This is a genomic window from Mariniflexile jejuense, from assembly GCF_042675665.1.
Classification (GTDB): domain Bacteria; phylum Bacteroidota; class Bacteroidia; order Flavobacteriales; family Flavobacteriaceae; genus Mariniflexile; species Mariniflexile jejuense.
Genome location: NZ_JBHTJI010000042.1, coordinates 443,325 through 456,136, shown reverse-complemented (window position 1 = coordinate 456,136; position 12,812 = coordinate 443,325). Strand labels below are relative to the sequence as shown.

The following is a 12,812-nucleotide window of genomic DNA, read 5'->3' as shown; positions in this document are numbered from 1 at the left end:
ATGAGAGGTGTAAAAATTATTGATATTCCAAAAATTTCAGATCCACGAGGGCATTTAGGAATTATTGAAGGTGACGTTATTCCGTTTCAAATAAAGCGTGTTTATTATTTATATGATGTGCCAAGTGATGCCTTTAGAGGAGGACATGCTCATAAAAACTTGTATCAATTGCTAATAGCTCTAAGCGGAAGTTTTGAAGTGCATGTTAAAAATGGAAAAGAAGCAGAAACGATACAATTAAACAAACCAAATAAGGGTTTGTTGGTAGAATCTGGAATTTGGCGAGAAATTGATAATTTTTCATCAGGCTCAGTATGCTTAGTATTAGCTTCTAATGTATTTGATGAACAAGATTATATTAGAGATTTTGATGAGTTTAAACTATTTGTAAACTGTTAAATAAATATGATTTTTTAAAAGGAAAATTTGTAGTTTTTTAATTGTAAAAAGTAAGCTTTTTGGAGCGATTAAAACTACTCTTTGTTTCAAATTCAAATTACTAAAATCAATATCTTTTTTAACCTTTAAATAAAGTTGTTTATCTCCATTTAACTTACTACGCAAAGCAAGTGCATACCTATTTACATCTAAATACAATTTTAATGAAGGATTATTTTGAGCTTCTTCATTATAGCTGTTAATAAAATCATATCTAATGTAATTATAGTTTTTCTCGTTTTTTGATAAGCTATTATCAATATAGAATTTGTAGCTCATGGTTATAGTTGGATTGAAGCTTACCTTATAATTTAATGCAAACCGAATCCATAAATCCAAATCTTGTGCTGTTTTATAATTCGTGTTAAAGCCTCCCAAGTTTGTAAAGTTTTCTTTTGAAAAGCCAATTGCCGATGTCCATGCGACAGAATTTATAATACTGGCTTTAAAATAGTCTTCCACTATTAAACATTCAGTATCATAGCTAAAATTGAAAGCTGCTTTTTTACAAACTTTTTCATTATGAAAAACTTCATAATTATTGCAATAAAGTCCAGCTTCAGGAAATAAATCCATTTGTTTTTTTAATTCAAATAAATGGTTTGGATACCAAATATCGTCAGCATCGATCAATGCAATATAATTAGCTTTAGCTTTTTGTATACCAAAGTTTCTTGCAACCGAAACGCCTTGGTTTTCTTGTTTAATTAAAGTAATTTTTTCATTGTCTAAACTAGAAACTATTTGATAACTGTTATCTGTACTGCCATCATCTACAACAATAATTTCAAAATCTTGAAACGTTTGTTGTAAAACACTTTTTATAGTGTTTGCAATAAAAGTTTCTTTATTGTATAACGGAATTACTATCGATAAAAAAGGAGTCATTTCTTATTTTTTATAAAACAAAAATAGCTTAATCTGTAAAAATCAAACAAAAATATTGAAGGGTGATTAGAATTGAAATTTTTAAGCAACAAAGGTTTTAGCCATTTAAACAGTAAAGAAACAAATTTATCTAAACCCAATTGACTAAGTTGCATGTAAAGTTTGGATATTTTATAATTTGAAATACTTAGTTTGCCTTCATCAATTAACTGTATTAAATTTTCAATGGCGTAATCTGTTTTTTTTATAAAAGTATTCCAATCATCATCTGCTTCATGAATTACAGGGTTGTCTATTTTAATTATTTCTATATTTTTTTTAAGTAGGTTATTAAAAAAAAGTACATCTTCACAACCATATTTTTTTAAGGTTTCATCAAATAAGTTTAATTGAAATAAGCTTTTTTTAATTAAAAAATTAGAAGAATGTAATCCTTTGGTGGCTTCCCTTTTTTTTGTGTAAATCCATCTTAATTTATATTTTTTTTCAAGTGGCTTTTCACCATAGGTCATGCCTCCTATAATGACTTCCTTGTTATGAATTAAAATGTAATTTTTTATAAAGTCTTTTTCTTTTGGAAATGTTCCAGCATCTATAAATAATAGAGTCTTGTATTTGGCATCAGTACCAAGAAGGTTTCTAATAGCACTTCTTCCAATATTATGGGGCAATTCCTTAAAAAAACAATTTTCAATAAGTTTAATTGATTGATTTTTAATGTTTAGTTTAGAATTTGAACCATCATCATAAACTAAAATTTCAAAAACAATGTTGCATTTTGAAACCTGTTCAAAAATTTCTTTAACTAAAGGAACAATGTTGTAGTTGAAAGTTGGAATTAAAATAGATAGCATAGGTGGTTGTGATAAAGTATAAAAATACATTTTTAAAATGTTTAATTTAACTTTTAGCTTAAAAGGTTATAAATTGCAATGAATAATAATAGGCTTATGACTTGTTTAACATCCAAAGAGATTTCAAATTTAATAGTAGATAAAATTGATAGTGTAAAAGATGAACTAAAGGTATCTTATTCAGCATCTAAAAATCAAATAGGATTTTTTTATATTGATAATTTATTGCCTGAAGATTTAGCTCAAGCCTGTTTTGATGTATTTCCAGATAAAACAGAAATGCGTGTTTTAAAAAGCATTCGCGAATTTAAATGTGTCTCTGCTCAAATGGATAAGCATGATAAACTTTTAGAAGAAGTTATTTATGCGTTTCAAGATGAAAAAGTGGTGAGTTTAATAGGAGAAATATGTGGTATAAAATCGCTTTATGCCGATGAGTCTTTGTACGCAGGCGGACTTTCGCTAATGGCAGAAAATAATTTTTTAAATCCACATCTAGATAATTCCCATGATGCAGAACGAGCACGTTGGCGTGTGCTTAACTTACTTTATTATATTACTCCTGATTGGGAATTGAAAAATGGCGGACATCTTGAATTGTGGCCTAATGGTCCGAAAAAGAAGCCCGTTGTAATAGAGAGTAAGTTTAATAGGTTAGTGGTTATGGCAACTCATGATGCTTCTTGGCATTCGGTAAATAAAGTAACCGTTGATAGAAGTAGATGCTGTATTTCAAATTATTATTTTAGTGATGAAGCTTTGAAGGAAACTGATAAATTTCATGTTACTAAATTTAGAGGACGACCAGAAGATACTTTTAAAAACATACTACTAGACCTCGATGCTAATTTAAGAATGTTGGTACGTAAAATTTTTAAAAAAGGCATTCGTAAAAACCCTCATATTTACAAAAAAGAAAATTAAAATTACCCTTTGCGCTGCACTACCTCAAAAACCTGACTATCATCGCACTTTAAGGTTTTGCTTGGGTATTTTAATAGTAAAGCATAATCGTGTGTTGCCATTAAAATGGTGTTGCCGTTTTTGTTTATTTCTTGCAAAACCTCCATAACCTCAATACTGGTTTGTGGGTCTAAATTTCCAGTAGGTTCATCGGCAAGTATAAGTTCTGGGTTGTTAAGTAAGGCTCTAGCAATGGCAACACGTTGTTGCTCGCCACCCGAAAGTTCATGCGGATATTTATAACCCATGGTTTTCATATCAACTTTACTTAAAACTTCTTCAACACGCATGTTCATTTCAATTTTATCTTTCCAACCAGTTGCTCTTAAAACAAACAATAAATTTTCGTTTACATTACTATCAGGTAGTAATTTAAAATCTTGAAAAACAACGCCTAATTTTCGTCTTAAATAAGGTATTTCACTTTCTTTTAAAGTTTTTAAATCGAAATCTACAATATGTCCTTCACCTTCAGTTAAAGGTAAATCGCCATAAAGTGTTTTCATAAAGCTACTTTTCCCAGTTCCTGTTTTTCCAATTAAATAAACAAAATCACCTTTGTTGATTTCAACATTCACGTTAGAAAGTACCAAACTATCACCTTGATATATCGAAGCGTTTTTTAATTCTAAAATTGGAGTAGGCATATGTAAAATAAATTTATGTGCTGTAAAAGTATTATATAAAAGTTGAAAGTTAAAAGTTATAAGTTAAAAGTTTGATTAGATTTCTAAAAACGTAGTTCTTTACCAACCAACTTCAGTCTTTTTTTAACTTTTAATAAGTCGGTTTATAATTATAGCACGATTGTTGCGTTATAGGGTTTATATTAAATTATCTTTGATTCTAATATTAAATAAATTGTTAATGACTCTAAAAAGCAGTATTTCCCTTTTGGTTGCCGTAAGTCTTGGTTTTCAAATTATGGCACAGCAATCGGCTACTTACACCAGTAATTTAGCAACGTATCAAAAAGCTTTATCGCTTTACAATAACCAGCAATATCTTGCGGCACAAACCATGTTTCGTGAAACAAAAAAAGAAACTAAAGAAACCGTTTTGTTGTCTGATTGTGCTTATTACATAGCAAATTGCGCCGTGCGTTTAAACCAACAAAATGCCGACCAATTGGTGGAAGATTTTGTAAAAGAATACCCAACAAGTACCAAAAGAAATACGGCCTATGTAGATGTAGCCGATTACTATTTTGAAAATGGGAAATATGCGCATGCCAGAAAGTGGTATGATAAAGTAGATGAAAGCGGTTTAGGTAGAAATGAAAAAGAAAAATTTTATTTCAATAACGGCTATTCTGCATTTTCAAGTAAACAATATAAGGAAGCGAAGCAATATTTAACGCGTGTTGAAAACTCTAAAGAATACGGTTCGCAAGCCAAATATTATATAGGTTTTATGGCTTATGAAGGTGATGATTATGAAAGCGCTAATAAGTATTTTGACCAAGTAAGCAACCAAGAGCAGTACAAAGAAAAACTATCATACTATCAAGCCGATTTGAATTTTAAACTAGGAAATTTTGAAAAAGCAATTCAATTGGCGAAGGCAAAATTAAAAAGTAGCGATGCTAATGAAGTTTCAGAACTATCAAAAATTATAGGTGAAAGTTATTTCAATTTAAAAAAATATGATGAAGCTATTCCGTATTTAGAAGCTTATAAAGGTGTAAAAGGCAAGTGGAGTAATACCGATTTTTATCAACTTGGTTACGCACATTATAAACAAGGACATTTTGAAAAAGCTATTTCAGAATTTAATAAAATTATAAGTGGTACAAATTCAATAGCACAAAACGCCTATTATCATTTAGGTGAAAGTTATATTAAACTTGGTAAAAAACAAGAAGCTTTAAATGCGTTTAAAAATGCTTCGGAAATGGATTTCGATTTAAAAATTCAGGAAGATGCTTATTTAAACTATGCCAAAATTAGTTACGATATTGGAAATCCATACCAATCGGCACCACAAGTTTTAGCAGGTTATTTAGATAAATACCCAAAAACAACCTACAGAGAAGAAATTGAAACTTTGTTAATAGATTCGTATATCACTTCAAAAAACTATAAAGAAGCGCTTAAATTATTGGAAGGTAAAAAAAGTTTTGAAAATAAAGCAGCTTACCAAAAGGTAGCATTTTATAGAGGTTTAGAGTTGTACAATGAAGGTAAATATGCTGAAGCTAAAATTCTTTTTGATGCATCATTAAAAGAACCACGCGATGCAACTTTTACAGCAAGAACAACTTTTTGGAAAGCCGAAACCGATTATAATTTAAGTAATTATAATGATGCGTTATTAAGTTTTAAACAGTTTCAGCAGCAATCGGTAGCAGCATCTACACCTGAATATAAAAACATCGATTATAACTTGGCCTATACATATTTTAAGTTGAAGAATTATTCGCAAACAGCACAGTATTTCAACCAATATATAGCCTCAAGTAAAAGAACGGGTTCTGATAATACAAGGTTAAATGATGCATATTTGCGTTTGGGTGATGCGTATTTTGTGTCAAGCGACTATAAAAGTGCTATCAATGCTTATGAAAATGCTATAAAGTTAAGTACACTTGATGCCGATTATGCCTTCTTTCAAAAAGCAATAAGTGCAGGCTATATTGGGCAAGATTCAAAAAAAATAAAAGAATTAGAGCAGTTTATTTCAGAGTATCAAAAATCTAAACTTCGTGATGATGCCATGTACGAATTAGCAAATACCTACGTAAAAAATGGCGATACAGATAAAGCTGTACAAATGTATAATCGTTTAAATTCTGAATATAAAATGAGCTCATTTGTACCAAAATCGCATTTAAGACAAGGTTTGGTATATTACAACAGTGGTAAAAATGAACAGGCTTTAACCAAGTTTAAACAAGTAGCAAGCGACTATCCAGAAACGCCAGAAGCAGTACAAGCAGTAGCGACAGCACGTTTAATTTATATCGATTTAGGTCGTGTTAATGAGTATGCATCTTGGGTGAAAACTTTAAAATATGTAGAAGTTACCGATGCCGATTTAGACAACGCTACCTATGAAGCTGCCGAAAAGCAATATCTAGATAATAATACAGATAAAGCCATTACACAATTTAATGGCTATATAAATCAATTTCCAAACGGTTTACATGCCTTACAATCGCATTTTTACTTGGCGCAAATGTATTACAAAAAGGGATTGATGGATAATGCTGCACCACATTATAAATATGTGGTTGATACTTCTAGAAGTGAATTTACAGAAGAAGCCTTATCGCGTTTATCACAATTTTATTTAGAAAGTAAAAGTTGGAATAAAGCCATTCCGTTGTTAGAGCGTTTGGAAGACGAAGCTAATTTTCCGCAAAACGTTGTATTTGCACAATCTAATTTAATGAAAGCTTATTACCAATTAGAAAACTACAATAAAGCCGTAACCTACGCTGAAAAAGTATTAGCAAGTGCAAGTATTGATAATAAAATTAAAGCTGATGCCAATGTTATTATTGCACGTTCTGCTATAAAAACAGGCAATGAAACAAAAGCTAAAGAAGCCTACGCAAAAGTAGAAAGTGTAGCTACAGGCGAAACTGCTGCAGAAGCTTTGTATTACAATGCGTATTTTAAAAATAAGGATGGAAAATTTGAAGCTTCAAATACAGCTATTAAAAAATTAGCTAAAGATTTTTCAGGGTATAAATATTACAGCGCCAAAGGTTTGGTACTTATGGCAAAGAATTTTTATGCATTGAAAGATGCTTTTCAAGCAACTTATATATTAGAAAGTGTTATTCAAAACTTCACAGAGTTTAATGATGTAGTTACCGAAGCTAAAGCAGAATTAAATAAAATTAAAACACAAGAAGCTAAAACCAATTCGTCTATTCAAGCAGGAGGAAATTAATTTAACAATTGACAATTGTCAATTGAAAATTATCAATTGTTTAAAATCTTAAATAAAGAAATATGCGTAAGCACATAAAAAATATAATATCAGCAATTTTTGTACTAAGTGTAGCTTTTGGTTTTTCTCAAAAAAAATCGAATGACACTATAAATACAGGTGTAATAGACGTTGTAAAACCATACACGCCAACCATTTCCGATGCTTTTAAAGTGAAAGAAGTACCATCAACAAATGATGAAACTACGCAAGCAAAAAAAGAAATTAAATACAATATTTTTTCGTTTCCTGTAGCTTCTACATTCACACCAGCAAAAGGAAAAGCAGCAACTGTTGATAAAGCAAAACCCATCAAGTTATATGATAATTATGCAACGTTAGGTGTTGGTACTTACACTACCATTTTGGGCGATGTATATTTAAATCATGCCATTAACCGTAATGAAAGTTTTGGAACTTACATAAGTCATCATTCCTCTGGCGGTGGTATTGAAAATGTGCTTTTAGATGATAATTTTTCAGATTCAAAAATAAATATAAACTACGCATCACGTTTACGCGATTTATCATGGAACGCCGAAGCTGGTTTTGGATACCAACGTTATAATTGGTATGGACTTCCAGAAAATTATGCCAATAATGAAGCATTTACAAATACTTTAGATGTTAATCATTCCTTTTTTGATGCCCATTTTGGTAGCGATATTACTTTTGAAGACACTTATATTAATTCAGCAAGTTTTTTGTTTAGACGCTTTGGCGATAATCAAGGTTCGGGCGAAAACAGATTTACTTTTAAAGGTAAAGTAGATGTGCCAATTAATGATTATGAAATTGCAACAAATGTAGTTGTTGATTATTTAGGTGGCGGTTTTGCAAATGGTTATAATACAAATTCCGAAATAAATTATGGTAATATTCAAGTAGGCATTTCACCAACTTATGAATTGATTGAAGATGATTTAACCCTACAATTAGGCGTTTCATTATTTTATATGAATGATAGAGAAGCCAACGATAGTAAAATTTATTTATACCCAAACATTACAGCAACCTACAGATTGGTGAACGATGTGTTAATTGCCTATGGTGGTATTCAAGGTGATTTAAAACAAAATTCTTACTATGGTTTTGCTAATGAAAACCCGTTTGTGTCGCCAACACTGTCTATTACACCAACAGATCAACTTTATAATGCATACGTTGGCTTAAAAGGAAAAGTTACCAGTAATGTAAGTTACAACGTTAGTGGACGTTATTTAGCCGATAGAAGTAAAGCCTTGTTTATAAATAATATAACATCCTTTGATATGCTAAATGCTGAAGATTATCAATACGGAAACTCATTTGGCGTTGTGTATGATGATGTTAAAACTTTAGGACTTTCAGGTGAAATAAATGTAGATGTGAACAGAAATTTTAAGTTGGCATTAAAAGGCGAAACATTTAGTTATACAACCGACGACCAAGCTGAAGCATGGAATTTACCAGATTTTAAAGGCTCTATGTTTTTAGATTATCAAATAAGCGAAAAGTGGTTTGCAGGTGCTAATTTATTTTATGTAGGCAAGCGTAAAGATTTATTAAGTGTAGATGATAATATTATGGGAATTGTATCTACAGAAATAGATTTAGATAGCTATTTTGATGCCAATGTACACGTAGGCTATCATGTAAATAACCAACTGTCTATTTTTGCAAAGGCAAATAATATGGCAAATCAAGGTTATCAAAAATGGCAAAATTACCCAGTACAAAGTGCACAGTTTTTAGCTGGAGCTACTTATAAGTTTGATTTCTAAAATAAATTCCTGCGAAAGCAGGAATCTTTCAAATTGAAATGCATATTCAATGAAAAGGTTATTCTTTATAGTTCTATGTTTTTGTTTTAATTTTTGTATTTCACAAAACGGAATTCAGAGTTTAACACTTTCAGATGCTGCTTTAGAATTAACAAAACAGGACGTTATTTATGACTCAAGTTATTTTTCCATTCAATATCCAAACGGTGATGTGCCATCAAACAAAGGTGTTTGTACAGATGTGGTTATTAGAGCTTACAGAAAAATGGGTATAGATTTACAAAAAGAAGTACACGAAGATATGAAAGCCAACTTTGGTTTATATCCAAAAATTTGGGGACTAAAAACTACCGATAAGAATATTGACCATAGACGCGTTCCTAATTTAATGACTTATTTTGAACGTAAAAAGGCAGATAAACCAATAACGAACAATCCTAAAAACTATATACCTGGTGATATAGTCTGCTGGAATTTAGGTGGTGCGATAACACATATTGGAATTGTAGTGAACAAAAAATCTAATGACGGAAAGCGGCATTTGATTGTTCATAATATTGGTGCAGGTCAAGTTTTAGAAGATTGTTTGTTCAATTTTAAGATTATTGGACATTATCGTTTTAAAAATTAAGTATCAATTCAAAAAGATTCCTGCCTACGCAGGAATTAATCTAGCCAAATAATCAAAATGGTCGCCTTCAGCAATTAATTCGCATTTAAGTCCAACAGTTTCACAAGCTAGTTGAAGTTTTTCAAAATCTAGATACAACCATTTCATTGGGTTTTCATCTTCACCTTTATAGCTTAAAAAGTAATCAAGTTCGCCATAGTAAGTTGAATTCATATCCATCCAAAAACCACCATCTTCATCTTCATACATGTATTTAATATCCGAGGAATCTATTAAAATGTGTCCGTTAGTTTGCAACAAACTTTTTAAGTGCTTTAAGTATTTCGAAACTTGCGTTAATTCTTGAAAAATGCCTGTGCCATTCATTAATAAAAGAATTGTATCAAAGGTTTCGGTTTCATTTAGAATGTGTTTTACTTCGGCATGTAAAACACCACGTTGTTTAGTAACTTCAATAGCACCTTTTGATATGTCGATAGCCTTTACTTTAAATCCCTTTTCTTGTAAGTACAAACTATGGCTACCAGCACCACAACCAACATCTAATACTTTGCCTTTTGTTAATTTTAATGCTTTTTGTTCCAGTTTAGGCATATCTTTAAAACTACGAAATAAGTAGGGAAGTGGTAACTCATCTTCTTCAGATATGTTGGTAGATGTGATGATATCTTCGGTATAGTTTCCGTTTTGGTAATCTAACAACGCTTTTCCAAATAAATCTTTCAAAATAAAAAGTTTAAAGTTTAAAAAGTTTCAGGTTTAAAAGTTATATTTTTGATGTGTAAACCTGAAACAAACAACTTGGAACAATTTCTAAAAAACCTTCCAAAGCTCGCCAAAGATAAGCATAACGAGAACAAAAAATTCTTTGCGAAGCTAAAAAGTAAACCGCCTAAAAACTTAGATTATGTTATGCAAGAATTGCATGATGCAGAGTTTAAGCGAACCAATTGTTTGGATTGTGCCAATTGCTGCAAAACTACCGGACCATTATTTACCGATAAAGATATTGAGCGTATTGCAAAGCATTTTAGAATGAAAACACAGCAGTTTATAGCTCAATATTTGCGAATTGATGAAGATAATGATTACGTGCTGCAACGTGTACCATGTACTTTTTTAGGCGCAGACAATTATTGTTCTATTTATGAAGTACGACCAAAAGCATGCAGAGAATTTCCGCATACCGATAGAAAAAAGTTTCAGCAAATATCTAATTTAACCTTGAAGAATGTTGAAATGTGTCCTGCAGCTTATAATATTGTAGAGGAAATGAAGAAGCGTATTAAAGTTTAATTTATTGTTGCTGTTTTGCAGTCTATGCGTAGTAACTATAAAACTTTGAAGCTTTTTAGTTATATTTAATTCAAAAAAACACATCAATTGGAAACACTTCTAAATTATTTTGAAACCATACCATCTGCACACCGAAGCTTAATTTTAGTTGGCGGACTTACTTTTTTTTGGCTATTAGAAAGTTCGGTTCCTTTATTCAAATTCAATTATAAAAAATGGGAACATGCTATTCCTAATTTGTTTTTTACATTAACCACTATTATAATCAATTTTATATTGGCTTTTTTATTGTTTGAATCGGCTAGTTGGGTTATGGCAAACAATTTTGGTATTCTTAATTGGCTACCAGATATGCCACTTTGGTTGTATATTATTTTAGGTGTTTTTTTAATGGATTTTTTTGGAGCCTATTTACCACATTTTACAGAGCATAAAATACCAGTGCTTTGGATGGTACATTTGGTGCATCATTCAGACCATAAGGTAGATACAACAACAGCAAACCGCCATCATCCTTTAGAAAGTGTTATTCGTTTTGCATTTACACTACTTGGTGTTGTGGTTATTGGTGCGCCTATGGGTATTGTGCTATTATACCAATCTATGTCGGTAGTAGCTACACAGTTTACGCATGCCAATATTAAACTGCCTAAAAGGGTTGATGCTGCTTTAAGTTATGTATTAGTGTCTCCAGATATGCATAAAGTACATCATCATCACGTACTACCTTATGCCGATTCAAATTACGGCAATATATTTTCGGTTTGGGATAGACTATTTGGAACGTACATGACTTTAGATAGAAACCAATTAGTTTATGGTGTTGATGTGTTTCCAGATGAAAAAGAAAATAGCAATATTAAAGATTTGTTGAAGCAACCGTTTCAAAAGTATAAAAAGCCTACTATTGTTGATTAAGTTAAAAGTTAAAAGTAAAAAGTTAATTTTACTAACAACTAATCTAAAAACACATTTTCAAGTTCATTGCCAAAATCGGTCATAGAAACACCTGTTAAATTGGTTAAAACGGTTATAACAATTTCTTCTTCAGGGTAAATTAATAATATAGAAGAAGCACCAACGCCACCACCCGTATGATAGTATTTAGGCGTACCATTTTTTGAAGTTTCAGAAGAAAACCCAATACCATATCCTGTTTTTTCACCAGTAATTAAGCGTTGAGAGGTTGTAATTTCGTTTATAGCTTCTTTTGATACTATTTTAGGATATATAAGCTCGTTACCAAACTTTACAATATCTTCTGAAGTAGATAAAAAACCACCACCTGCAACTTTATATTCATTAGCTACAGGTTTTGCAATTACGGGGTGTTTTAATACCGAACTTCTATAAAATTGGGTTAAGTTTGGCACTGTAGCATCCGATACATCCATTAAGGAATGTGTCATGTTTAACGGTTTAAAAATAGCATCGTACACATAAGCATCAAAAGGTGTATTACTAACTTTTTGCATTACTTCACTTAACAAAACAAATCCAAACGAGCTGTAGTTATAGTGCGTACCAGGTTTGAATAAAAGTGGGTCGTTTTTAAACAAATCTAAACCTTCGGTAATACTCATTTTTTTGTTTAAGGCATATTCGTCATTATCTTTATAGTGCCTAATACCTGCTATATTACCACCTAGTTGGCGCACGGTAATATCATAATCTTGTTTTGGGTAATCGGGTACATATTTGTAAATACTAGCGTCTAGTTCTAAGGCTTTTTCATCAACCAATTTAGCTAAAGCAACTGCTGTAATAGATTTGGAAATACTAGCAATTCTAAAAACAGTTGTATCTGTTTTTACACGTGTTCTTGGTTTTTTGTTTGAAAAGCCAAAACCTTTAGACCATATTAGTTCGCCTTTTTTAGAAACAGAAATAGACATGCCCATAATGCCATGTTTTCTTAAAAATTTTTTGGCTAGTTTTTTTGCAGTTTTTGTTTTTGCTAGGTTTGGGTTTTCGGTGGTTTGGGTAAATCCTATAGCACTTAAAAGTAGCATTATAGAAGCAATAATTCGTTTCATTATG

12 protein-coding genes are annotated in these 12,812 nt (G+C 31.1%); 7 read left to right on the top strand and 5 right to left on the bottom strand.

Features of this window, described 5'->3' with window-relative positions:
• Entirely contained in the window at positions 1-399 is a 399-nt protein-coding gene (locus tag ACFQ1R_RS15130; protein WP_379927112.1) for a sugar 3,4-ketoisomerase, read from the top strand.
• Here ACFQ1R_RS15130 and ACFQ1R_RS15125 read toward each other — a convergent pair.
• Together ACFQ1R_RS15125 and ACFQ1R_RS15120 are read right to left on the bottom strand one after the other, a co-directional pair.
• A complete protein-coding gene (locus ACFQ1R_RS15125; protein WP_379927111.1) occupies positions 382-1,326 on the bottom strand; it encodes a glycosyltransferase family 2 protein in 945 nt (314 codons plus the stop codon). The two genes, ACFQ1R_RS15130 and ACFQ1R_RS15125, sit on opposite strands and share 18 nt — an antisense overlap.
• A complete protein-coding gene (locus ACFQ1R_RS15120; RefSeq protein ID WP_379927110.1) occupies positions 1,323-2,210 on the bottom strand; it encodes a glycosyltransferase family 2 protein in 888 nt (295 codons plus the stop codon). The genes ACFQ1R_RS15125 and ACFQ1R_RS15120 overlap by 4 nt, the downstream gene beginning before the upstream one ends.
• 66 nt (positions 2,211-2,276) lie before the next feature.
• Here ACFQ1R_RS15120 and ACFQ1R_RS15115 point away from each other — a divergent pair, with 66 nt between their 5' ends.
• Positions 2,277-3,104, top strand: a complete 828-nt coding sequence (locus ACFQ1R_RS15115) for a 2OG-Fe(II) oxygenase (RefSeq protein ID WP_379927109.1) — start codon at positions 2,277-2,279, stop codon at positions 3,102-3,104.
• A gap of 2 nt (positions 3,105-3,106) precedes the next feature.
• Here ACFQ1R_RS15115 and ACFQ1R_RS15110 read toward each other — a convergent pair whose 3' ends face one another.
• A complete protein-coding gene (locus ACFQ1R_RS15110; protein ID WP_379927108.1) occupies positions 3,107-3,790 on the bottom strand; it encodes a cell division ATP-binding protein FtsE in 684 nt (227 codons plus the stop codon).
• A 220-nt stretch (positions 3,791-4,010) separates the two neighbouring features.
• On the opposite strand from ACFQ1R_RS15110, the gene ACFQ1R_RS15105 reads away from it, so the two are divergent.
• From ACFQ1R_RS15105 to ACFQ1R_RS15095, 3 genes are all read left to right on the top strand, one after another.
• Positions 4,011-7,043, top strand: a complete 3,033-nt coding sequence (locus ACFQ1R_RS15105; protein ID WP_379927107.1) for a tetratricopeptide repeat protein — start codon at positions 4,011-4,013, stop codon at positions 7,041-7,043.
• 62 nt (positions 7,044-7,105) lie between these two features.
• The gene (locus tag ACFQ1R_RS15100) at positions 7,106-8,845 is read left to right on the top strand and encodes a TonB-dependent receptor (RefSeq protein WP_379927106.1); all 1,740 of its coding nucleotides are present in this window, start codon (positions 7,106-7,108) and stop codon (positions 8,843-8,845) included.
• A 49-nt stretch (positions 8,846-8,894) separates the two neighbouring features.
• On the top strand, positions 8,895-9,476 hold the full coding sequence (locus ACFQ1R_RS15095; RefSeq protein WP_379927105.1) for a DUF1287 domain-containing protein: 582 nt from the start codon (positions 8,895-8,897) through the stop codon (positions 9,474-9,476).
• A gap of 24 nt (positions 9,477-9,500) precedes the next feature.
• Here ACFQ1R_RS15095 and ACFQ1R_RS15090 read toward each other — a convergent pair whose 3' ends face one another.
• Positions 9,501-10,202 (bottom strand): class I SAM-dependent methyltransferase, encoded by a 702-nt coding sequence (locus tag ACFQ1R_RS15090; protein ID WP_379927104.1) that lies wholly within the window; start codon positions 10,200-10,202, stop codon positions 9,501-9,503.
• A gap of 51 nt (positions 10,203-10,253) precedes the next feature.
• Between ACFQ1R_RS15090 and ACFQ1R_RS15085 the strand changes: the two genes are divergently transcribed.
• Together ACFQ1R_RS15085 and ACFQ1R_RS15080 are read left to right on the top strand one after the other, a co-directional pair.
• The gene (locus ACFQ1R_RS15085) at positions 10,254-10,772 is read left to right on the top strand and encodes a YkgJ family cysteine cluster protein (protein WP_379927103.1); all 519 of its coding nucleotides are present in this window, start codon (positions 10,254-10,256) and stop codon (positions 10,770-10,772) included.
• 87 nt (positions 10,773-10,859) lie between these two features.
• Positions 10,860-11,690: a sterol desaturase family protein gene (locus tag ACFQ1R_RS15080; protein ID WP_379927102.1), complete on the top strand. Its 831-nt coding sequence runs from the start codon at positions 10,860-10,862 to the stop codon at positions 11,688-11,690.
• 38 nt (positions 11,691-11,728) lie between these two features.
• On the opposite strand, the gene ACFQ1R_RS15075 is transcribed toward ACFQ1R_RS15080, so the two are convergent.
• Positions 11,729-12,808, bottom strand: a complete 1,080-nt coding sequence (locus ACFQ1R_RS15075; protein ID WP_379927101.1) for a serine hydrolase domain-containing protein — start codon at positions 12,806-12,808, stop codon at positions 11,729-11,731.
• Positions 12,809-12,812: the final 4 nt, after the last annotated feature.

Excerpts from the sequence above, each read along its gene's own strand:
- ACFQ1R_RS15130 (WP_379927112.1), top strand. The coding sequence starts at position 1 with ATGAGAGGTGTAAAAATTATTGATATTCCAAAAATTTCAGATCCACGA.
- ACFQ1R_RS15125 (WP_379927111.1), bottom strand. The coding sequence starts at position 1,326 with ATGACTCCTTTTTTATCGATAGTAATTCCGTTATACAATAAAGAAACT.
- ACFQ1R_RS15120 (WP_379927110.1), bottom strand. The coding sequence starts at position 2,210 with ATGTATTTTTATACTTTATCACAACCACCTATGCTATCTATTTTAATT.
- ACFQ1R_RS15115 (WP_379927109.1), top strand. The coding sequence starts at position 2,277 with ATGACTTGTTTAACATCCAAAGAGATTTCAAATTTAATAGTAGATAAA.
- ACFQ1R_RS15110 (WP_379927108.1), bottom strand. The coding sequence starts at position 3,790 with ATGCCTACTCCAATTTTAGAATTAAAAAACGCTTCGATATATCAAGGT.
- ACFQ1R_RS15105 (WP_379927107.1), top strand. The coding sequence starts at position 4,011 with ATGACTCTAAAAAGCAGTATTTCCCTTTTGGTTGCCGTAAGTCTTGGT.
- ACFQ1R_RS15100 (WP_379927106.1), top strand. The coding sequence starts at position 7,106 with ATGCGTAAGCACATAAAAAATATAATATCAGCAATTTTTGTACTAAGT.
- ACFQ1R_RS15095 (WP_379927105.1), top strand. The coding sequence starts at position 8,895 with ATGAAAAGGTTATTCTTTATAGTTCTATGTTTTTGTTTTAATTTTTGT.
- ACFQ1R_RS15085 (WP_379927103.1), top strand. The coding sequence starts at position 10,254 with ATGTGTAAACCTGAAACAAACAACTTGGAACAATTTCTAAAAAACCTT.
- ACFQ1R_RS15075 (WP_379927101.1), bottom strand. The coding sequence starts at position 12,808 with ATGAAACGAATTATTGCTTCTATAATGCTACTTTTAAGTGCTATAGGA.